The sequence below is a fragment of the Paeniglutamicibacter sulfureus genome (assembly GCF_030512175.1).
In the GTDB taxonomy this organism is placed as follows: domain Bacteria; phylum Actinomycetota; class Actinomycetes; order Actinomycetales; family Micrococcaceae; genus Paeniglutamicibacter; species Paeniglutamicibacter sulfureus.
On the sequence record NZ_JAULBL010000001.1, the window covers coordinates 1324215 to 1344282 of the forward strand.

The 20068-nt window shown below is 66.2% G+C and carries 18 protein-coding genes and 1 pseudogene; 8 read left to right on the forward strand and 11 right to left on the reverse strand.

Features of this window, described 5'->3' with window-relative positions; all coding sequences use genetic code 11:
* Window positions 1–78 precede the first annotated feature (78 nt).
* From Q2T94_RS05745 to Q2T94_RS05760, 4 genes are all read left to right on the forward strand, one after another.
* The gene (locus Q2T94_RS05745; protein WP_302263225.1) at window positions 79–984 is read left to right on the forward strand and encodes a TRAP transporter substrate-binding protein; all 906 of its coding nucleotides are present in this window, start codon (window positions 79–81) and stop codon (window positions 982–984) included.
* Window positions 981–1490 carry a TRAP transporter small permease gene (locus tag Q2T94_RS05750; RefSeq protein WP_217388896.1) on the forward strand — a complete coding sequence of 170 codons (510 nt, stop codon included), beginning with the start codon at window positions 981–983 and terminating at the stop codon, window positions 1488–1490. Before Q2T94_RS05745 ends, Q2T94_RS05750 begins: the two co-directional genes overlap by 4 nt.
* A gap of 2 nt (window positions 1491–1492) precedes the next feature.
* On the forward strand, window positions 1493–2803 hold the full coding sequence (locus tag Q2T94_RS05755) for a TRAP transporter large permease (protein WP_302263226.1): 1311 nt from the start codon (window positions 1493–1495) through the stop codon (window positions 2801–2803).
* Between the two features lie 392 nt (window positions 2804–3195).
* Entirely contained in the window at window positions 3196–5574 is a 2379-nt protein-coding gene (locus Q2T94_RS05760) for a glycoside hydrolase family 3 protein (RefSeq protein ID WP_302263227.1), read from the forward strand.
* 125 nt (window positions 5575–5699) lie between these two features.
* Here the strand turns inward: Q2T94_RS05760 and Q2T94_RS05765 are convergent, their stop codons facing one another.
* On the reverse strand, window positions 5700–6044 hold the full coding sequence (locus Q2T94_RS05765; protein ID WP_302263228.1) for an ArsR/SmtB family transcription factor: 345 nt from the start codon (window positions 6042–6044) through the stop codon (window positions 5700–5702).
* A gap of 157 nt (window positions 6045–6201) precedes the next feature.
* On the opposite strand from Q2T94_RS05765, the gene Q2T94_RS05770 reads away from it, so the two are divergent.
* The 4 genes from Q2T94_RS05770 to Q2T94_RS05785 are packed head-to-tail and all read left to right on the forward strand — an operon-like array spanning window position 6202 to window position 11177.
* Complete coding sequence (locus Q2T94_RS05770) at window positions 6202–7830, forward strand: ABC transporter substrate-binding protein (RefSeq protein WP_302263229.1); 1629 nt, start codon at window positions 6202–6204, stop codon at window positions 7828–7830.
* Complete coding sequence (locus Q2T94_RS05775; RefSeq protein WP_302263230.1) at window positions 7827–8840, forward strand: ABC transporter permease; 1014 nt, start codon at window positions 7827–7829, stop codon at window positions 8838–8840. The genes Q2T94_RS05770 and Q2T94_RS05775 overlap by 4 nt, the downstream gene beginning before the upstream one ends.
* Window positions 8833–10485, forward strand: a complete 1653-nt coding sequence (locus Q2T94_RS05780; protein WP_302263231.1) for an ABC transporter permease subunit — start codon at window positions 8833–8835, stop codon at window positions 10483–10485. The genes Q2T94_RS05775 and Q2T94_RS05780 overlap by 8 nt, the downstream gene beginning before the upstream one ends.
* On the forward strand, window positions 10482–11177 hold the full coding sequence (locus tag Q2T94_RS05785; RefSeq protein WP_302263232.1) for an ABC transporter ATP-binding protein: 696 nt from the start codon (window positions 10482–10484) through the stop codon (window positions 11175–11177). The genes Q2T94_RS05780 and Q2T94_RS05785 overlap by 4 nt, the downstream gene beginning before the upstream one ends.
* Before the next feature lie 12 nt (window positions 11178–11189).
* On the opposite strand, the gene Q2T94_RS05790 is transcribed toward Q2T94_RS05785, so the two are convergent.
* The 10 genes and pseudogenes from Q2T94_RS05790 to pyrE form a co-directional block, all read right to left on the reverse strand.
* Entirely contained in the window at window positions 11190–12296 is a 1107-nt protein-coding gene (locus tag Q2T94_RS05790) for an ECF transporter S component (protein WP_302263234.1), read from the reverse strand.
* 727 nt (window positions 12297–13023) lie between these two features.
* Entirely contained in the window at window positions 13024–13908 is an 885-nt protein-coding gene (locus Q2T94_RS05795; RefSeq protein ID WP_264270552.1) for an urease accessory protein UreD, read from the reverse strand.
* A 17-nt stretch (window positions 13909–13925) separates the two neighbouring features.
* Window positions 13926–14540, reverse strand: coding sequence for an urease accessory protein UreG (gene ureG, locus Q2T94_RS05800; protein ID WP_264270551.1), 615 nt, complete (start codon window positions 14538–14540; stop codon window positions 13926–13928).
* Window positions 14541–14585: 45 nt separating this feature from the next.
* A complete protein-coding gene (locus tag Q2T94_RS05805) occupies window positions 14586–15287 on the reverse strand; it encodes an urease accessory protein UreF (protein WP_302263235.1) in 702 nt (233 codons plus the stop codon).
* Window positions 15268–15741, reverse strand: coding sequence for an urease accessory protein UreE (gene ureE, locus Q2T94_RS05810; RefSeq protein WP_302263236.1), 474 nt, complete (start codon window positions 15739–15741; stop codon window positions 15268–15270). Before ureE ends, Q2T94_RS05805 begins: the two co-directional genes overlap by 20 nt.
* Before the next feature lie 29 nt (window positions 15742–15770).
* A complete protein-coding gene (ureC, locus tag Q2T94_RS05815; protein ID WP_264270548.1) occupies window positions 15771–17483 on the reverse strand; it encodes an urease subunit alpha in 1713 nt (570 codons plus the stop codon).
* Between the two features lie 230 nt (window positions 17484–17713).
* Window positions 17714–18055, reverse strand: a pseudogene (locus Q2T94_RS05820) (urease subunit beta); the annotation flags it as partial.
* A 17-nt stretch (window positions 18056–18072) separates the two neighbouring features.
* Complete coding sequence (locus Q2T94_RS05825) at window positions 18073–18375, reverse strand: urease subunit gamma (protein ID WP_264270547.1); 303 nt, start codon at window positions 18373–18375, stop codon at window positions 18073–18075.
* 307 nt (window positions 18376–18682) lie between these two features.
* Window positions 18683–19471 carry a hypothetical protein gene (locus Q2T94_RS05830; protein ID WP_264270546.1) on the reverse strand — a complete coding sequence of 263 codons (789 nt, stop codon included), beginning with the start codon at window positions 19469–19471 and terminating at the stop codon, window positions 18683–18685.
* A gap of 11 nt (window positions 19472–19482) precedes the next feature.
* Window positions 19483–20040: an orotate phosphoribosyltransferase gene (pyrE, locus tag Q2T94_RS05835; RefSeq protein WP_264270545.1), complete on the reverse strand. Its 558-nt coding sequence runs from the start codon at window positions 20038–20040 to the stop codon at window positions 19483–19485.
* Between the last annotated feature and the right edge of the window lie 28 nt (window positions 20041–20068).

Genomic DNA, 20068 nt, shown 5'->3' on the forward strand with positions numbered 1-20068 from the left:
GCCCTGGCATCAGCAGCCGTACTTGGCCTAAGTGCGTGCACCGCTGGTATCTCGGGCACCGCAGAGGAGGGGAAGACCATGGTCCTTTCCCTCAACCAGTCAGAAACCCACCCGTCCTACATTGCCCTGACCGGCTTCGGCGAACGACTGAAGCAGGCCACCGACGGCCGCTGGGACATCAAGGTGTACCCCAACGAAACCCTCGGCGCCCAGCAGGAAGTCATCCAGCTCGTCTCCGACGGCGCCGTCGACATGCTCATCGCCTCCGGCACCCAGCTGGAAAACCTGAACCCCGAGTTCGCGACACTGAATCTCCCGACGGTCTTCAACAGCATCGACCACCAGATCTCCGTGCTGCGCAACCCGCAGATCGTTGGCGAGCTGTTCTCCTCGCTCGAGGAATCCAAGAACCTCACGGTCCTGGGCGGACTCACCCAGGGCGACAGGAACCTCTACACGGCCCAGGGCCCCATCAGGACGCCGGAGGACCTGGCCGGCATGAAGATCCGCGTCCAGGAATCCGACATCCACATCGCCATGCTCAATGCCATGGGTGGTTCGGCCACCCCGATGTCCTACGGCGAGGTCTACACGGCAATGCAGTCGGGCGTGCTGGACGGTGCGGAAAACAACGAGGTCTCGTACACCACCCAGAAGCATAACGAGGTTGCCAAGTACGTGGCCCGCACCCGTCACCTGGTGGGCCTTGACTACATGCTCATCAACTCGGAGCTCCTGGAGACGATGAACCCGGAGGACCGCAAGATCCTGGAAGCCGAATGGCAAAAGACCGTTGACGAGCACGTCAAGCTATGGCTGACGGACACGCAGGGGGCCATCGACAAGGCAACCGCGTCCGGATCCAAGTTCAACGACGTCGACGACGAGGCATTCCGCAAGGCCTTGGCCCCCGTGGTCGAAGGCGCCCTGAAGGGCGAAAAGGCCCACGCGCTGTACGAGGACATCAAGGAGGCCGGCAAGTGAACGCAATCAAGGCAGTTCTCGATGTCACGCTGAAGTGGCTGTGCGTCATTCTCTTCAGCTTCCTCGTGCTGGTGGTCTGCTGGCAGGTCTTCAGCCGCCAGGTCTTGCACGACCCGGCCACCTGGACCACGTCACTGGCCCAGTACCTCTTTGTCTGGCTGGCCCTCTTCGGTTCCGCCTACGTCTTTTCCGATCGAGGCCACATCGCCGTGGACTTTCTGGTGCGCGCCCTCAAGATCAACGAGAAGCGCACCACCGAGGTCTTCGTCCAGGTCGTCATCCTGCTCTTTGCCGTGTTCGTCCTGGTTTACGGCGGCATCCGCGGCGTGGACCTGACTTGGTCCCAGAAGATCTCCGGGCTGCCCCTGAACATCGGCGCCATGTACCTGGCCCTGCCGATCTCCGGGGTCGTTACGGCCTTCTATGCCATCTACCACTTGGTTGAGGCGCTGCACGGACGCGGCCTGCCCAACGACAACGACGAAGAAATCCGGGAGGCGATCTAGCTTTGGATGCAGCACTTGTAGCAGGCATTGTCCTGGTTGTCGGCATCGCCGTGCTCTTGCTGGCACGCGTCCCGATCGCCGTCGCAGTCGGCATCTCGGCCTTCCTGGCCGTGGCCGCGGTCATCGGCGTGGAAAAGGCAGCCTTCGTCTCCGCGCAGCGGATGTTCACCGGCATCAACTCCTTCACCCTCTTGGCCATCCCGTTCTTCATCCTGGCCGGCGTGCTGATGAACAACGGCGGCATTGCCGGGCGCCTCATCGATGCGGCCAAGGTCCTGGTCGGCCGCACCCCCGGCTCCCTGGCCCAGACCAACGTCGTGGCCAACGCCCTCTTCGGCTCGGTTTCCGGTGCCGCCGTTGCCTCGGCCGCAGCGGTCGGCGGAGTCATCGGCCCGCGCCAGCGCAAGGAAGGCTACGACAGGAACTTCTGCGCGGCCGTCAACATCGCCTCGGCACCCTCGGGCATGCTGATCCCGCCGTCGAACACCCTGATCGTTTACTCGCTGGTCTCCAGCACCTCGATCGCCACGCTCTTCGTGGCCGGCTACATCCCGGGCATCCTGTGGGCCCTTGCCTGCATGCTGGTGGTTTGGCTCTACGTGCGCAAGCGCCCTGAGCTGAAGAACCATACCAAGGTCGCGCTGCCGGTGGCACTGTTGACCATCTGGCGCGCGGTGCCCTCGATCCTGATGATCGTCATCGTCATCGGCGGTATCCTCGCCGGCGTCTTCACCCCGACGGAGTCGGCGGCCATCGCCGTGGTGTACTGCCTGATCCTGGGCTTCGTCTACAAGGCCATCAAGGTCGCCGACCTGCCGCGCATCCTCATCGATGCCACGATGACCACCGCCATCGTCATGCTTCTGGTCGGCGTTTCCACGATCATGGCCTGGGTCATGGCCTTCTCCGGCATTCCGGGCGCCATCTCCTCCGGGCTGCTAGGCCTGACTGATTCCCCGACCATGATCCTGATCCTGATCATGGTGATCCTACTGATCGTAGGCACCTTCATGGACCCGACCCCGGCGATCCTGATCTTCGTGCCGATCTTCCTGCCGATCGTCACCACCTTCGGCGTGGACCCGATCCACTTCGGCATCATGGTCACGTTCAACCTGTGCCTGGGCACCATCACCCCGCCGGTGGGCAACGTGCTCTTCGTGGGCGCCCGGGTGGCGGGCCTGCGTGCCGAGCCTGTCATCAAGGCCTTGGTGCCGTTCTTCCTGGCCCTGGTGGCGATGCTCTTCGTCGTCACCTTCATCCCGCAGCTGTCCATGTGGCTGCCGGACGTGCTGGGCCTGCTGGCCGAGTAACGACGAGCGCTTCAACCGCCTTGGCGCCGATGCGGTGCCGGAACCATTTACAGGTTCCGGCACCGCACTCTTTTAAGCCCGGATTGCGTCAAGGAATTGAGCCAAGACCTCCCCGGTCGTCGGGGGTTCTCGGCGAAACCGGCGGCGGGTTTCCGGCGCCCTTTCGGGCTTCGGCCTTGCGCGCCGGTTAAGGCGGCGCAGCATGTCAAAGTCGCTTTTCCGGAGGCCGACCGGCGCTTTTGGCAGGCGGAAGCCCCGTGGATCGAGGGCAATATATGGCAACCACGTGCACTTTCGCAGTGATTCACGTCACAGTGGATCTGCATCCAATGGCGGGCGTCACAACGGCCCCGTCATTGGTCCTCGGACCCTGACTCAACGGAGAGCTCACCATGACTCGAATGTTCCCGCCGTCTTCGAAACGGCGCCGCACCGCGGCGGCCCTGGCACTGCCCCTAATACTCACCCTGGGCGCGACGTCCGCAAGCGCACTGCCGCCGCAGGAGGGCAGTGGCAAGCCCGCCCCCATGGCGGTTGAAAAGAATGAAGGCAACCACGGCAAGCCGCCGACGATCGGTGTCCGCGTCAAGGACACCATCACGGTCAAGGGCCGCACCTTCAAGGACCTCAACGCCAACGGCAAGCTCGACGCCTACGAGGACTGGCGGCTTTCCGCCGGCGAGCGCGCGGCGAACCTGGTGTCGCTGATGACGCTGGAGGAGAAGTCCGGCCTCATGCTGATCGACACGCTCAATGCCGCCTGCGACCCCGTCACGAAGGAGCGTGGCGCCCTTGACCCGGCGGCGGCCGGCTACATCAACGACCAGAAGATGCACCGCTTCATCTTCCGCAACACCGTCACCAGCGAGGACAAGGCCGTCTGCGGGGCAACCGGCGACGGCTTCCAGGCCAGCACGTCCCTCACTCCGCAGGAAGCCGCCACGTACATGAACTCCATCCAGGAGCTCGGCGAGGCCACCCGCCTGGGCATCCCGATGCTCTACAAGTCCAATGCACGCAACCACATCGACCCGAACGCGCGGGCCGGCATCAACGAATCCGCCGGCGCCTTCACCGCCTTCCCCAAGGAGGCGGGCATCGCCGCCGCGGCACTCGGCGCGGAGGCCGCGAGCACCGGGCAGGCACCGACCACCGGAGACATGTCGGTGGTCGAGGACTTCGCCAACGTCATGGGCGATGAATGGGAGTCCATCGGGCTGCGCGGAATGTACGGCTACATGGCCGACCTGTCCACCGAGCCGCGCTGGTACCGCGCCCACGAAACGTTCACCGAAGACGCGGACCTCAACTCCAACATCATGTCCACGCTCGTCCAGTCCCTGCAGGGACCGCTCGACGCCGAGGGCTCCTCGCTGAGCCCTGACACTTCCGTGGCGCTAACCATGAAGCACTTCCCGGGCGGTGGACCGCAGGAGCTTGGCCTGGATGCCCACTATTCCTTCGGCAAGACCCAGGTCTACCCGGGTGACGCCTTCGCCGAACACCTCAAGCCCTTCGAGGCGGCCATCAAGGCCGGCGTTTCCTCGATCATGCCGTATTACGGCGCCCCGGTGGAGGTCACACACAACGGCGTCACCTACGACCAGACCGGCATGGCCTTCTCCAAGCAGATCGTCAATGACCTTTTGCGCGACGAGCTCGGATTCAAAGGCTACGTCAACTCGGACACCGGCATCATCAACGACCGAGCCTGGGGCCTGGAGGACAAGTCCGTTCCCGAGCGCGTTGCAACTGCCATCAACGGCGGCACCGACACCCTGTCCGGCTTCCACGACGTCAAGACGATCACCGACCTGGTCGATTCAGGGCTGCTGACCGAGGAGCGCATCACGCTCGCCGCCACGCGATTGACCGAACCGATGTTCAGCATGGGCCTGTTCGAGAACCCATACGTCGGTGAAGCCGCTGCCGGCGATACTGTCGGCAGTGCCACGAACCGCGAGGTGGGCCTGGACCTGCAGCGCAAGTCCGCGGTCCTGTTGCAGAACAAGGAAACCGCCGACGGGGACAAGGTCTTGCCGCTGAAGCCCGAGTCCGACGTCTACGTCCTGGGAGACATCTCCGCGGACAAGGTCGCAGAGTACGGCTACAACGTCACCAACGGCAACACCAAGGACCCCGCGGCCCGGCCCAGCGCCAAGGACAGCGACGTGGCCCTGCTCAACATCACGGTGAACAACGCCAACACCGGCTCCTACGTCAGCAACAGCCCAGAGTCCGGCATGAACCCCGAGCACATCAACCCCTCCGTGCTGGAGGGCGTTGAAGGACTCGACGGCCAGAGCCCCTACGGTGCGGCGGACGCCTGCGTGACCCAGGGAGCACCGACCTGCACCGATGACGGCCTGCGCTTCGGCGGGTCGCTGCCCTGGGAGTCGAGCATCCTGGACTTCACGTCCATGGCCGAGTCCGAGTCGTGGAAGATCACCCCGTCGCTGGACACCATCAAGCAGGTCATGAGCGAGGTCGAGGATCCGTCCAAGGTGGTCCTGCACGTGTACTTCCGCCAGCCCTTCGTCATGGACGAGGCCAGCGGGCTGCGCGATGCGGGCGCGATCGTGGCAGGGTTCGGCATGAGCGACACCGCGCTGATGGACATCCTCTCCGGCAAGGTCGCCCCGCAAGGCCGGATGCCGTTCGCGCTGGCCGGAACGGCCGAGGCAATCCGCGAGCAGTACAGCGACCTGCCCGGCTACAAGGAGACCGCGGACGGGGAACTCTACCCGTTCGGCTTCGGCCTGGGGTACTGATCCCCATCGAGTAACCAGTCACCACGATGGATGGCGTTCGTCCCCCGGGGCGGGCGCCATCCGCCATGTGCACGGCACGGCAGACGGACCTCCGTCCACAGGCTGCCCCGGCGTGCGGCCGGCCGCTAGTGCTCGGGGTGCAATTCCGAATGCGGCGCCTGCATCTGGTGCAGCAGCCGATGGACCTCGGGATGGGTCAGGGTCCAACGGCGGTAGCGGCCGTCGGCACGCACGCTCACCACGCCCGCCTTGTGCAAGGTGGCCAGGGCTTGGGTGACGGTGTTCGCGCCCAGCGCCGTGGCGGTGGCCAGCTGGCTCACCGAGGAGTCCGGGGCGGCGTGCATGGCGATGAGGATCTTCATCCGCGTGGCATCCGCAACCAAGGCAAAGACATCGATCCACTCGGGCATGTTCGGTTCCGAGGCGGCCACCGCGTCCGCCCCGATCTTGCTGCGTTCCGTTTCCGGCACGTGGTCCCCTCCTTCCCTTCGTTGCGGGCTGGTGCCCAAGCTCACCGGACCCATCCCCCGAACCCTTCATCTGTCTGCCCAGACAGATGTACAGTAGGGGCGTTGCCGCATCCCGTTTGCCCGCCGGCGACCCGGATGAAAGGCCCAAACCCCGAACGTGCGAAATCCACAACGCCTGACGACGCTGGCCTTTCTTGCCTCCATTCTATTGGCCGTGACCGCATGCGCGCCCGCGGCACCCGGGACCGCCGGTGCGGAGCCCGCCGGGTCCTCCCTGGCACTGCTCACCGCGGCCTTGCCGGAGACGCTCAACCCGCTGGCGGGGTTCGACAACAACGGCACGGGCAAGGTCAACGAATCGCTGTACACCCTGGCCGGTTCCCCCGACGAGTTGCCCCGGATCGTACCGCTGTTGGCCGCGGCGGAACCGACGGTCTCCGCCGACGCGCGCACATGGACGGTTCCGCTGCGCCGAGACGCCCGGTTCAGCGACGGGACCGACTTTGATGCCGCCGATGCGGTGGCAAGCTACAAGGCCATCATGGATCCGGCGAGCGCCTCGCCGATCTTCGGCAGCCTATCGAACCTCCGGCGCGTGGAGGCGCTGGATTCGCACACTGTCAGGTTCACGCTGCACGAGTCCCAGGTGTCCTTCAAGTCGGCCATGCTCGTCGGCATCGCCCCCTCCGAGGCCATCGTGCCCGGCCAGCGTGTCGAGGAATCGGCCTTGAACCGTGCACCCGTGGGCACCGGCCCCTACCTGGTGGACTCGATCGGCCCTTCGCGCCTGGTCCTGTCGGCCAACCCGGATTACCGCGGTGGTGAAGTCGCGCTCAAACGTGTCACCTACGAGGCCGCACCCGATGACAACGCGCGTGCCCAACGCATGCTGGCCGGGGAATTCGACGGCACCACACTTCCCTCGCGGCTGGCCCAGACCTTTGCCGCGAACTCCGAATTCGATCTGGTCACGGCCACCTCCGCAGACTGGCGCGGGCTCTCACTCCCGGCGGACAATCCTCTGACCGGCGACCCGAAGGTGCGCCTGGCGCTGAACCTTGCCGTGGATCGGCAAGCGCTGATCGACGGCGTCCTGGCCGGTGCCGGGCGACCGGCACACACCTTCGTGCCCGCCGAATACGGCGATGCCTTCGATCCCGGGGCCGTCTTCGCCCGCGACCCACAGCGCGCCGCAGAATTGCTGGATGAGGCGGGCTGGGCTGTCGGCGAGAACTCGATGCGCTCCAAGGACGGGAACCCGGCCGCGTTCACCCTCATGTACAACCCCGGGGACCAGTTGCGCCGCGACCTGTCCCTGGCGTTCTCCGCCCAAATGAAGCAGCTCGGCATCGATGTCTCGGTCGAAGCCGCGACCTTCGACCAAGCCGAGCCCCGGGCCGGCACCGACGCGATCATGCTCGGCGGCGGGGACACCCCCTACGACGTGGACACCCAGCTGTACAAAATGCTGCATTCCTCCTATCCGGCAACCGGTGCTTACTACGACAACCCGAGCAGGTATGCCGACCCGGCCATGGACCGAGCGCTGGAAACCGGGCGCACCACCCTAAATGCGGCCAAGAGGGCCACCGCGTACCGCGAGGTCCAACGGCTGTACACGAGCGAACCGTCCATGGTCCTGCTCGCGTTCATCGACCACACCTACGTCCAACGCGCCGCCGTCGCAGATACCTGGCAGGGCACCGGGACCCTGCTGGAGCCCCACGACCACGGCACCGCGTGGGGCCCCTGGACCAAGATCGGCCAATGGGTCCCCCGGCAATGAGCATGCAGGCACCGCCGGCGCTCCTGACCCTGGGGCGCATACGTGCCCGCAAGGTTCTCTCCCTGCTGGGGCGGCGCACGCTCGTGGCGGTTCCGGCCACGGCCGGGATCACCGCCGCGGTCTTCTGGCTCGCCTCCCTCGCCCCCTTCAACCCGCTGGCCCTGTACATGGGCTCGCAATACGAACACGCGACCCCGGCGCAACGCGGTGAACTGACCGCGCAGCTGGGGCTCAACGATGCCTGGTACGCGATCTGGTGGCGCTGGGTTTCCGGCATCTTCCGCGGGGATTGGGGCACCTCCCGGGTCTTCGGCCAGCCGGTGGCACAGGTGGTGTCCGAACGGCTTCCCTACACCGCCTTGCTGGTGGCCTCGGGGCTGCTCGTGGCCATGGCGCTCTCGGTGGTGCTGGCGGTGGGTGCCGCCCGCCGACCCGGCTCGGCCGCTGACGCCGTCGTGCTCGGCCTCGTCCACCTTGCCCAGGCCATCCCGCCGTTTGTGCTGGGACTGGCGGCCATCGCCGTCTTCGCGATCGTCCTGGGGTTGCCGGCCGGAGGCGCCGCGTCGGGAGGGGTGGACCCCACCCTCGGCGACATTGCACTGCACCTGGTCCTGCCGGCGGGCGTGCTGGCGGTGACCCTGCTGCCGTGGCTGGTGTTGAACTTGCGGGCCTCGGTGCTCGAGGCGCTGGATTCCGATGCGGTGCTGGCCGCGCGCGGACGCGGGCTGGGCGAGTTCACGGTCCTGCGCACCCACGTGTTGCCGGTGGCACTGCTGCCGTTCATGACGGTGGTGGGTTCGAAGCTGGGCGAACTTGTCACCGGGGCGCTACTCGTCGAGGCGGTGTTCTCCTGGCCGGGCCTGGCCTCGGCCACGGTGTCCTCGGCGATCGCGGGAGATTTCCCCTTGCTGGCCGCGGTCACCGCCCTGACCAGCGCGGCGGTATTTGCCGGGTCCGCGCTGGCAGACGCCTGCTACCTCTTCCTCGATCCGCGGGTCAGCGATGTCTAGGCCCCGCCTGCTTCCCCTTGCCCTGCTCGGCCTGGCCGTCAGCTATGCCGTGTTGGTCCCGTGGCTGCAACCGCTGGATCCGCGTGCGGTGGACCTGTCCGCGGTGCTGCAGGCACCCTCGGGCCAGCACTTCTTTGGCACCGATACCTTGGGCCGGGACGTGTGGACCCGTTCCGCCCAGGGCCTGCGGATGTCCCTGTTCCTGGCCCTTTTGGCCTCGGGGTTCTCCACCGTGCTCGGGGTGGGCGTCGGGCTGTTGGCAGCGTGGCGCGGCGGGCTTGTCGACCGCATTGCCATGCGCTTGGTTGATGCGACGAATGCGTTGCCGCACCTGTTGCTGGCGGTGGTGATTGTCGCCTTGTGGCGCGGGCAGTGGTGGGCGATCGTGCTGTCCATTGCATTGACGCACTGGACGCAGGTGGCACGGATCGTGCGTTCGCGGCTGCTGGCCGAGCGCACGGCAGACTACGTGCAGCTCGCCCGGGCCTCCGGCGCGGGGACACCCTTCATCTGGTTCACCCACCTGCTTCCTGCAGTGGCACCGCAGGCCGCCATTGCCCTCGTGCTGCAGCTGCCCCATGCCATTTGGCATGAGAGCTCGCTGTCCTTCCTGGGCGTTGGGCTGCCGCCCGAATCCGCATCGCTGGGCCTGCTGCTGGACGACGCCCGCGGCGGGCTCCTGGCCGGCGCCTGGTGGCTTCTGGTCTTCCCCGCCGGGATGCTGGTCCTGGTCAGCTGGTCCACCGCCGCCCTGGCGGGCACGGCCGGAACGCGGCGCCTGCGCAGCGGGCCGGCCCGTGCCTTCAGCAAAGGCTCCACGACGCAGCCGGCAACGGCCCCGGCCGTTGCGCGCGCAATCCCCCACACCGATCCGGACCAATCCCTGGACGGCTCGGCAATCCGGGTCTCCGGCCTGGGCCTCCGGATCCCCTCGACCACCGCCCCCGGGGCAGCGTCCCTGGTGCTCAAGGGGATCGACTACCGGGCCGAGGCCGGGCGCATCAATGTCATTATTGGCGCCTCCGGGGCGGGAAAGTCCCTGCTGCTGCGCACCCTGGCCGGGCTGCCGCCCGCCGGCGCAAGTTTCACGGGCAACATCACGGTCGGCGGACGCACGCTCGACGCGGCGGGGCTGGCCGCGGTGCGGGGCACCGCAACCGTACTGGTTCCGGGCTCGTCCGGCACCGCACTGAACCCCGTGCGGACGGTTGCCTCACAGATGCGCCAAACGCTCAAGGCCGCCAAGAGGCCATCTTCCTCCGCCGATGCCCTCGCGGCACTGGCGGCGGCGGCCATCGACGGATCCTTGGCCGCACGCTACCCGCACGAGCTTTCCGGCGGGCAGGCGCAGCGGGTTGCACTCGCCCTGGGCGTTGCCGTCGGCGCGCGGATCCTGCTGGTGGACGAGCCCACCAGCGCCCTGGATTCCGACACGGTTGGCCACGTGGAAACGCTGCTGCGGTCCCTGGCCGCAGCGGGAACCACCATCGTGATGGTCACCCACGACCTCGAGCTGGCCCGCCGCATCGCGGACCACCTGGCGGTGGTTCAGGAAGGGCTGGTCGTTGAATCGGGCCCCGCCTCGGAGGTGCTCGGCAACCCGGCGCATCCGGCGACCGATTCGCTGCTGGGGGCGTTGGCATGAGCCTGGAGCTCGCGGACGTTTCCTACACCCACCCCGGCACCGCACCGACATCCGGGAAGCTGCTCGAGGCGTTGAACCTGCGGGTCGGAGCAGGCGAAATCACGGGGCTTGGCGCCCCCTCTGGGGCGGGCAAATCGACGTTGCTACGCATCGCCGCGTTGATGACGCCCGCGGCTTCCGGGGCCGTGCTCGTTAACGGCCAGGCATTTGCACCAGGTACCCCGGTCCCGCCTCGGGTGCGCCAGTCCATTGGCATGGTCCTGCAGTCCCCGCGTGCCGCCGCCGATCCTCGGCTGCGCCTTGACGCATTGATTTGCGCCCCGCTGGCCATCCGCGACCGCACCCTGCGCCCGCAACCACGTCGCCATGCCAAACTGCTGGCCGAGCTGGCCGAGGCGGTGCAATTGGATCCGGCACTGCTGCGGCACTATCCGCACCAGGTCTCGGACGGGCAACTCCAGCGGGCCATGGTGGCCCGTGCCCTGGCACTGGATCCGGAGGTGCTGATCTGTGACGAGCCAACCGCCCAACTCGACGCCGGGACCAAAGCCGTCATCCTGGAGTTGTTGTCCGTCCGCGCCGCGGCCGGCGCCGCCGTCCTCATCGCCTCGCACGACCGCGCCGCGCTGTCCAGGGTTGCCCACACCATGGTGGACCTCGCAGACGTCAACCACGCCGGATGCCCTTCCTGACGGGCACGAGGCTCAGGGCTTGTCGGCGGTCGATTCCGACTCGTTCCTCCCGGGATCGGGACCAGCCACCCGCACCGGCAAGGGAGCCTGCCAACGCCGGGAGCCGGGCCCGGCGTTCCGGGCGGGGTCGCCAACCGCCTTCAGAAGGAGCTTCACGTCCGTGCTCAACGCCTCGTAGAACGGAACCTCGATCCATCGCCGAACGGCGCCCAAAGCACCAAGAACGACAAAACCAGTCAACAATTTGTCGGCCAGGGAATGAACCAGGTTCGACCCCAAGACGGCAAGGTACAAGGAATTGCCCATCGCCGCGAGATTCCGGGTTGTCGACTCCGATGCGTGGCCGGTTCCGCCGTTGAACAGCAGGACCAGCAAGGCGGATGCGACCAGCGAACAGCTGAGGGCAACGAGGACATTGAGCAACACGTACCTGGGGAAGGTTTGGCACAGTCGAAGGCGCCGCGCACCGTATCCCCACACCAAGGCGCCGGCAATGTTGACCAGCGCGAAGGCAATCGACGACGAGTCGGTGATGGCCAAGCCAATCGCGTTGGTGGTCAGCCCCACGGCCACGCCTGCCCAGGGGCCAAGCACAATGGCGACGATGGCCGTGCCCACCATGTCGAAATAGAGCGGCAACCCCAACCAGGCCACCAGCGTGAATCCCAGGACGTTCAAGCAAACACATGCCAGAAGAAGCATGAGTTTCCGACGTCGCGCCGGAACCGCCGCCTCAGCCACGGCCGACTGCGGAGTTGCTGGTTCCGCTTCGGCGTCCGGCATCGCGGCGGGAACTTCCCGCGGGTTGCGCCTGGCATGAAGGCAACGGTGTTCCCACTGGGCGACCTCGGCTTCGGACGCCCCCAGGACGCGCGCAATTTCACCGACGAGCTGTGGGTTGACTCGCGTTCGCCCGGTCCGGAATGCGTCGTAGACCGTGGTGCGGGCGGGACGGGCGTTGCCGGCATCCACGCCGCCGAGCTCCCTGTGGGCCGCAATCCGGCGGACTATCTCGGCATAGGAAATATCACCGGCGGCGAAACGCAATACCTGCAAGTCATGGGCGATTTCATCGTATGAGCTCGCCGGGCGCTCCGCTGCAGGGGGTTCGTCAATCATTCAGTCCTCTTTAGCTACCGCCGCGTGCATGCCGCACAAGGCCCCACCTGAATATTAGGCACCCGGTGACCCCAGCCGGAAAGCCGTTACGTCCCGTTCGGAATATCCGGCTTTGTTCGGGGTTGTTCGAGAACTCGCTGGCCGCGCTTTTCCACTTGTCGCGTCAGCTAGTTTGGTACTTGATGGGGGCACCCGGGCACAGGTGCCGCCCGCCCTGCGGCCCGAAGCCGTGCATCCGGCTCGTTGGACTTCCCGTTGCAGCCTTGGGGGCAGCAGGGGGGATCGGCGCCACCAAGGAAGCAAATCACGCAGTGCACCACGGAGGGGCGATCATGCTTGTTGTCGCGGATCTTGCGGGGTGGCTGGCCCTGGCCAACGGCAGCCGGGGAGCATCCTCGAATATTCCACTTTTCGATATATTCCCCACGTGGAATTTGCCGTTCTGGCGATCGAGCACCAACGTCCGGGTGCCGATATCCACGGCAGTATTCGATGACGGGGAACGTGTGGCCACTAACCGCTTTGAAGCGGCTCGGGTTCAGACCTAAGACGGTCCCGTGACCGTTACCTCCGTACTCGGCACGACCAAACTTGGGGGCGTGCCGAGCACAGAGATGACGATTTTCGACAGGTAGGCGGCCTCCGGGACGGGTTGGGATACCTGGGCGCATACCGCCACGCAGGACGCGCGTTGCCTGCACCGCAAACGCACAGGTGGGGCACGCCCCTAGTACTTGCGCAGGTTCAGCGGCTTTTGGCCCCTCAGGTGGTGGCGCAGCTCGTCGACCACGGACATCAGGACCGCAGTGATGGCCTCGGTGGAGTTCGACAGGGCACGCACGGCGACGCCCGGGCCCGGCACCTTGCTGATCCCCAGATGCACCTCGGTGCGCTGCGCCTTCCCGGTTCGGTAAGCCAGGTCGCGGATGCGCTCGACGTCTCCGGAACCGATGTTCGCATCGATGGCCAGCAGCATTCCCACGTGCGTGTAGTCCTGCAGGAAGAGCAACGAATCCAGCGAGTCCGCTCCCGGGCGCACCAGCAGGTTGTCCAGCACCGCCAGGCGGCCGTCCACGCAGACCTCGGTTCGCAGGCGCACCTCGTCGTAGCGGAAGAGCTTCCCGTCCGGGCTCCACCCCGGGGTGAGCACCTCGCAGAAGAGCAGGCTGGAATCCCGGTGCATGTCCACCGTGGTGAACTGCCGGTAGTCGGCCCCGCGGTAGGCGATGAGCTGGTCGGGCACGTATTCGAGCACCGCCCCGGCGTCCAGGCGCACCACCAGGTCCTGGCGGGCAAAGGTGCCGGGGGTCTTGTACACCTTGGTGGCCGACTGGGTGGTCAGCAGCAGCGAGGCGCCTTCGTCCACAGAGACCTCGATGCCGTAGTTGTCCCCGCCGAGGTAGCCGCCGCCGGGGTTCACGATGGTGTAGCAGACCTGTGCCGTGTCATCAAGGTAGTGCGGCCGCAGGATCCGCAGGGCGCCCTGGTGGTACTGCCGGGTGGCGATCGCCTTTCCGGCGCGGTTCCCCACCTGCAGGCGCAGCTCGCCCACGAGCTTGGTTCCCGCGAAGGGCGAGGGCCCCAGCTCCTTGATGGCTGGCTGCTCGGGCATTCTCGGTGCCATCCTCCCTAGCCCAGGTCCAGCATCAGCACCTCGTGCTTGAGCCAGTCGATGACGGTGTCCAGTCCCTCGTCGGTCTTGAGGTTGGTGAAGCAGAACGGCTTGTCCCCGCGGAATTCCTTGGAGTCGCGCTCCATCACCGACAGGTCGGCGCCCACGTAGGGGGCCAGGTCGGTCTTGTTGATGATGAACAAATCGGACTTGATCATGCCCTGTCCGGCCTTGCGCGGGATCTTCTCGCCCTGGGCCACGTCAATGATGTAGACGGAGAAGTCCACGAGTTCCGGGGAGAACGTCGCGGAGAGGTTGTCTCCCCCGGACTCGACGAAGATGACCTGCAGGTCCGGGTGCTTGGCCTTCAGTTCCTCGATGGCCGCGGAGTTCATCGAGGTGTCCTCGCGGATCGCGGTGTGCGGGCAGCCGCCGGTCTCGATGCCGACGATCCTATCCAGCGGCAGCACGCCGTTGGCCGCCAGGATCTTGGCGTCCTCGATGGTGTAGATGTCGTTGGTGATCGCGGCCATCGACACCTCGTCGTTCAGCCTGCGGGTGATCCGCTCGATCAGCTGGGTCTTGCCCGCTCCCACGGGTCCGCCGATGCCAATGCAAATCGGTTCCATCATGCACTCCTTCTGTCGTAGGTTTCTCGCGCCGCATGTCACTGCCGGTCAGGACATGAACATGCGGGCGCGCAGGTGTTCGTGGCGCATCTGCGCAATTTCCAGGCCAGGGGCAGCCGCTCCCAGGTCCTGGAGGTCCAGGGCGAAGATCTTCTCCACGGCCGCCAACACCGGGGCGTGCATGGCACGCAGCACCCGCTGCCCGGCGTTCTGCCCAATGGGGATCCCGCGGATCGCGTTCTGCGTCAGCGAGGTCACGGTGGAGAACAGGTAAGCCGCAACGGTGTCGGCGCACGGGGCGCCGGCGCCGCGCGCGCCCAGGGCAAAGGCGATGCCCGGGTGCCCGAAACAGGTGCCGGAGGCCACCTGCTCCCGGTAGTCCTCGAGCTCCTTGGTGGGGAAGACGCTGGTGGCCACGTGCAGCATGCGCGCGCCCATCTTCACCCCTGCCTCGCGGATCTGCCGCGGCACGGCCGAGGCATGGACCAGCGCATCAATCCGCGCCAGCTCCTCTCCCCCGGCAGCCTCGTGGGCCAAGCGCACCGCCAGCCCGTCGGTGTAGGCCAGGGACTGTGCGATGAACTTCTCGAGCCACAGCGTGAAGCTGGCCTCATCGTGCACGGTCCGGGCGTCCAGGTAGCTTTCCAGGCCCAGGGAGTGGCTGAAGGCGCCGGTGGGCAGCGCCGAGTCGGTCAGCTGCAGCAGCGTCAGCAGGTGGCCCGGCCCGGGGCTAGTGGGTGTGTTCGGCATGGCGGAACGGCACCGGCATCACGCGTTCCTGGCGCTGGAACGGCGTCTTGTGGTGCTTGAGGAAATCCTCGACGGTGTGGTCGTATTGCACCACCATCACCGCCGCGCCATAGTCGGAATCGGCGTCGAAGAACTGCGCCTGCAGGTGGCGGTTGCCCAGGGCGTGCGCCACCTGCCCCATCTCGAAGACGCTGCCCGGGGCAATGACCAACACGTCGGTGGGAAGCACCGAGACGGTGATGATTTCCTTCTCGTTGCGCAGCAGGATGTCGCCGTCCTGAAGGTCCGCGCCCGGGGCCAGGCGGATGCCCAGCTCCCGGCCGTGGTCGGTGGTGACGCGCTGGATGCGCTTGACCAGGGCTGCGGAGGGCAGCACGACTTTTTCCTCGTGCAGCTTTGCCAGTTCGGCCTCGGGGACATCGCGTTTGTTGCCCGAAAGCTGCTCGATGATCATGGAACTCCTTTGAAATGCTCGACGTCGGCTTAGAAGAGGAAGTAGCGCTGGGCCATGGGCAGCACGCTGGAGGGCTCGCAGGTGGCCAGCACCCCGTCCACGGTGACCTGGTAGGTCTGCGGGTCGACTTGGATGTCAGGGGTTTCCCCGTTGAACTTCAGGTCGGACTTGGTCAGCGTCCGGATGCCTGAAACCGGCCGGATGACCTTGCGCAGCCGCAGGCGCTCGGGCACGCCCTCCTCGATGGCCGCCTGGGACAGGAAGGTGATCGAGGAGTGGTGCACCGCGGTGCCCAGCGCGCCGAAGTTGGCGCGCAGCGTGCGCGGCTGCGGGGTGGGGATCGATCCGTTGGAGTCCCCCATGAGCGACTGGACGATCAGCCCGCCCTTGATGACCATGTCCGGCTTCACCCCGAAGAACGCGGGATCCCAGAGCACCAGGTCGGCGAACTTGCCTTCCTCGATGCTGCCGATGGAATCGGCGATGCCGTGGGCGATGGCCGGGTTGATGGTGTACTTCGAGATGTAGCGCTTGAGCCGGAAGTTGTCTCCCACCTCGGGGTCGCCCTCCAGCTTGCCGCGCTGGCGCTTCATGGCGTCGGCGACCTGCCAGGTGCGCAGCACCGTCTCCCCGACGCGTCCCATGGCCTGGGAGTCGGAGGAGGTCATGGAGAACACGCCCATGTCGTGCAGCACGTCCTCGGCCGCAATGGTCTCGGCGCGGATGCGCGAGTCGGCGAACGCTACGTCCTCCGGGATGTCGGCGTTGAGGTGGTGTGCCACCATGAGCATGTCAAGGTGCTCGTCCACGGTGTTGTTGGTGTACGGCAAAGTGGGGTTGGTGGAAGCCGGCAGCACGTTGGGCAGCCCCGCCATGCGGATGATGTCCGGTGCGTGGCCGCCACCGGCACCCTCGGTGTGGAAGGTGTGGATGACCCGCCCGTCGATGGCCGCGATGGTGTCCTCCACGAAGCCGCACTCGTTCAGCGTGTCGGCGTGGATGGCGATCTGCACGTCGAATTCGTCGGCGATCTTCAGCGAGTTGTCGATCGAGGAGTGGGTTGCTCCCCAGTCCTCGTGGATTTTCAGGCCGATGGCGCCGGCGCGGATCTGTTCGGCCAGCGGGCCTCTGGCGCTGGCGTGACCCTTGCCCAGGAATCCGATGTTCATGGGCAGGTTTTCAACAGCCTGCAGCATCCGGGAGAGGTGCCAGGGGCCCGGGGTCACTGTCGTTGCCTTCGAGGCATCGGAAGGCCCGGCGCCGCCGCCGATCATGGTGGTGACCCCCGAGGCCAGGGCCACCGGAACCTGGTCGGGGCTCACAAAGTGGATGTGGGTGTCGATGGCGCCGGCGGTCAAGATCTTGTGCTCGCCCGCAATGATGTCGGTGGCCGCGCCGATGGTGATGTTCACCCCGTTGGTGATGTCGGGGTTGCCGGCCTTGCCGATCTTGAAGATGTGGCCGTCGCGCAAGGCGACGTCGGCCTTGTAGATCCCGGTGTAGTCCAGCACCACCACGTTGGTGATGACGGTGTCCGGGATGTCCTGATCGCGGGTCATCTGGCCGTTTTGGCCCATGCCGTCGCGGATGACCTTGCCGCCGCCGAAGACGACTTCGTCGCCATAGTTGGTGTAGTCGTGCTCGATCTCGGCCAGCAGCTCGGTGTCGGCCAGGCGAATGGCGTCGCCGGTGGTGGGTCCGTACATCTCCGCATAGTGCTTGCGGCTCATTTCAAAGCTCATGCTTGGTCCTCCTCCGGGGTCTGATCCTTCGAGGCCGCATCGGCCTCGGCCTTTTCGCTTTCCTCGGTGGCGCGCCGAACCTCTTCGGGGTGCGGCGGAAGCGATTCGTCCACGGGGTCCACGCCGAAGTCGGTGTGGAAGCCCACCGATTCCCCGCCCAGGTTGGGCAGATCGATGTCGTAGTCGGCGACCAATTCCGCTTCGGTGACCGGGTTGATGCCGGCGGAGCCGCCGATGGCCTCGGTCTCCACGGCCGGGATGGTCTCGCCGACCGGGCCGTTCACGCGGTCCTGGAACCCATAGACGTGCCGGCGCCCGGCGAATTCGACCAAGTGCACGGTGCGTGCATCGCCGGGTTCGAAGCGGACGGCGGTGCCGGCGGGGATGTCCAGACGGAAGCCGCGGGCGGCCACCCGGTCCAGGTCCAGCTGCGGGTTGACCTCGGCAAAGTGGTAGTGCGATCCGACCTGGATGGGACGGTCGCCGTGGTTCACCAGGTTCAGGATTCGGGTTTCGAGCTCCGAATTGCAGAGCACGGGTTCGTCACGCAGGATGTATTCTCCCGGTTTCATGTTCTTCTCTCCCTTGCCTAGCGAATCGGGTTGTGGACGGTGACGAGCTTGGTGCCGTCGGGGAAGGTCGCCTCGACCTGCACGTCCGAAATCATGTCGGCGACCCCCTCCATGACCTGCTCCCGGGTCAGGATGGTAGTTCCGTAGCTCATCAAATCCGCCACCGTGCGCCCGTCCCGGGCGCCTTCAATCAGTTCATAGGTCAGGATGGCCACGGATTCGGGATGGTTGAGCAGCAGTCCGCGGGATTGACGTCTGCGCGCCAGGTCGGCGGCAACAACCACCATGAGTTTTTCGTGCTCACGCGGGGTCAAATGCATCTAGGGCTCCAGTTCTCAACAGCGGTAATAAAATGCGCCACCCGTTATCTTCAACCGGCGGGCAGATGCGCCGGGAGGTCCGTGGATAGGGCAAGAATAGCAGAAGAAAACCGACACCTATCTACGACTTGTGGTAGCGCGGCAGCATGGCGTTCCACCCCCGGTTTCGCGAGCGTAAACCGTAAGTTGACCAGCCCGCATTCGGTCTAACGTAGATGTAGCGATTCGCGTCCGGGAAGCAGGTTGCGCCGAACCCTGCCCGAGGCAAGCAAAACCTCCATCTCCGGGCCCGCAATAAACACTTGCCTCAGGGCTCAGCCCGTTCTGCGGCCAGTAATCGTTCCAGTCCGTCAGCCCAGCGCAATTGGAAGGCACTGGTGTGGCGCGTCCGGAAGCGGTCAATCCCATCGTGTACCTGTTCCGAATCCCACGTTCCGGTCCGGAGCAGGCCCAAAATCTGTCGATCGATACGGTCCTCGCTGGCCGGATCCAGCTGCCAGTCCAGCGCGGCGGCGCCCAGGGAGGGCCTGACTTCGGCGTCGAAAAGCCTCGGCAAGGTAATCGCGGCCAAGGCCGGAGCTGCCGCAAACAGCGCCGCGCGTTCGCGCGGCTTGCTCCAGCGAAGGGTAAAGAGCAGGTGGTTCACCGTGCCGTCACCGGTGGGAGCGGGGGCGAGCCCGCAAACGACCCAATCAAACATCACCCCGTAGGGACTGATCTTGTCCCAGTTCTTGGGAGCGCGCTGGTAGTTCTCTCCCAGCCTTTCGAGGATCGCGGGCAATTCTTCCGGAAAGATCCTTGGGTAGGCGTTCTTGAGTACTTTCCGCGGGATAGCGACCAGGTCGGCTGCCCGCATGGGGCCGATGCATGCTGCATGGGCACACACCACCGCGTCGACGTGCTTGCCCAGTTCACCGGTCCAGTGCCCCTCGGGCGAGGTGGCCAACCCCGGGGCGCTCATCATCAAGCGGTACAGCGCCGCGACGGGACGCTTGGCCGCGAGCACCCCGGGGCGGTCGGACTCGATAAGTGCCAGGACTGCCCCGGGGTCTCCGCGGCGCACTGCACGCAGGACTGGCGCGTCAGCGGAAGTCACAAGTGGCGGGCTTAGAGGCCCAGCTCGTCCTTGCCGAAGGCATAGAGGTAGGGCACACCCGCCTCGGCCTCGATGCGTTCCTTGGATCCGGTGTCGCGGTCAACGATCACTGCCACCGCCACGACGTTGCCGCCTGCCTTGCGAACGCCCTCGACGGCGGTCAGTGCGGAACCGCCGGTGGTGGAGGTGTCCTCGAGGACCACGACGTTGCGTCCCTCGACCGAGGGGCCCTCGACCTGTCGGCCCATGCCGTAGGACTTCTGGGCCTTGCGGACCACGAACGCGTCGATGGAGCGTCCGGCGTGTCCGGCGGCGTGCATGAGCGCGGTGCCCACCGGGTCCGCACCCATGGTCAGGCCGCCGGCATTGGTGAACTCGATGCCTGCCTCGTCGAGCATTTCCAGCATGACGGAGCCCACCAGCGGGGCCGCCTCGTGGTGCAGGGTGATGCGGCGTAGATCGATGTAGTAGTCGGCCTCCTTGCCGGAGGAAAGGATGACCTTGCCGTGGACCACGGCGAGTTCCTTGATGAGTTCGAGCAGGCGGGTGCGCGCGGCAGTGTTGGTCATGAGTTCAATTCTAGTTTGGTCGACGGCA

Bases quoted from the DNA above. Each gene is read 5' to 3' on its own strand.
- Q2T94_RS05745 (WP_302263225.1), top strand. From the start codon at position 79: ATGGTCCTTTCCCTCAACCAGTCAGAAACCCACCCGTCCTACATTGCC.
- Q2T94_RS05760 (WP_302263227.1), top strand. From the start codon at position 3,196: ATGACTCGAATGTTCCCGCCGTCTTCGAAACGGCGCCGCACCGCGGCG.
- Q2T94_RS05775 (WP_302263230.1), top strand. From the start codon at position 7,827: ATGAGCATGCAGGCACCGCCGGCGCTCCTGACCCTGGGGCGCATACGT.
- Q2T94_RS05780 (WP_302263231.1), top strand. From the start codon at position 8,833: ATGTCTAGGCCCCGCCTGCTTCCCCTTGCCCTGCTCGGCCTGGCCGTC.
- Q2T94_RS05785 (WP_302263232.1), top strand. From the start codon at position 10,482: ATGAGCCTGGAGCTCGCGGACGTTTCCTACACCCACCCCGGCACCGCA.
- Q2T94_RS05790 (WP_302263234.1), bottom strand. From the start codon at position 12,296: ATGATTGACGAACCCCCTGCAGCGGAGCGCCCGGCGAGCTCATACGAT.
- Q2T94_RS05795 (WP_264270552.1), bottom strand. From the start codon at position 13,908: ATGCCCGAGCAGCCAGCCATCAAGGAGCTGGGGCCCTCGCCCTTCGCG.
- ureG (WP_264270551.1), bottom strand. From the start codon at position 14,540: ATGATGGAACCGATTTGCATTGGCATCGGCGGACCCGTGGGAGCGGGC.
- Q2T94_RS05805 (WP_302263235.1), bottom strand. From the start codon at position 15,287: ATGCCGAACACACCCACTAGCCCCGGGCCGGGCCACCTGCTGACGCTG.
- ureE (WP_302263236.1), bottom strand. From the start codon at position 15,741: ATGATCATCGAGCAGCTTTCGGGCAACAAACGCGATGTCCCCGAGGCC.
- ureC (WP_264270548.1), bottom strand. From the start codon at position 17,483: ATGAGCTTTGAAATGAGCCGCAAGCACTATGCGGAGATGTACGGACCC.
- Q2T94_RS05825 (WP_264270547.1), bottom strand. From the start codon at position 18,375: ATGCATTTGACCCCGCGTGAGCACGAAAAACTCATGGTGGTTGTTGCC.
- pyrE (WP_264270545.1), bottom strand. From the start codon at position 20,040: ATGACCAACACTGCCGCGCGCACCCGCCTGCTCGAACTCATCAAGGAA.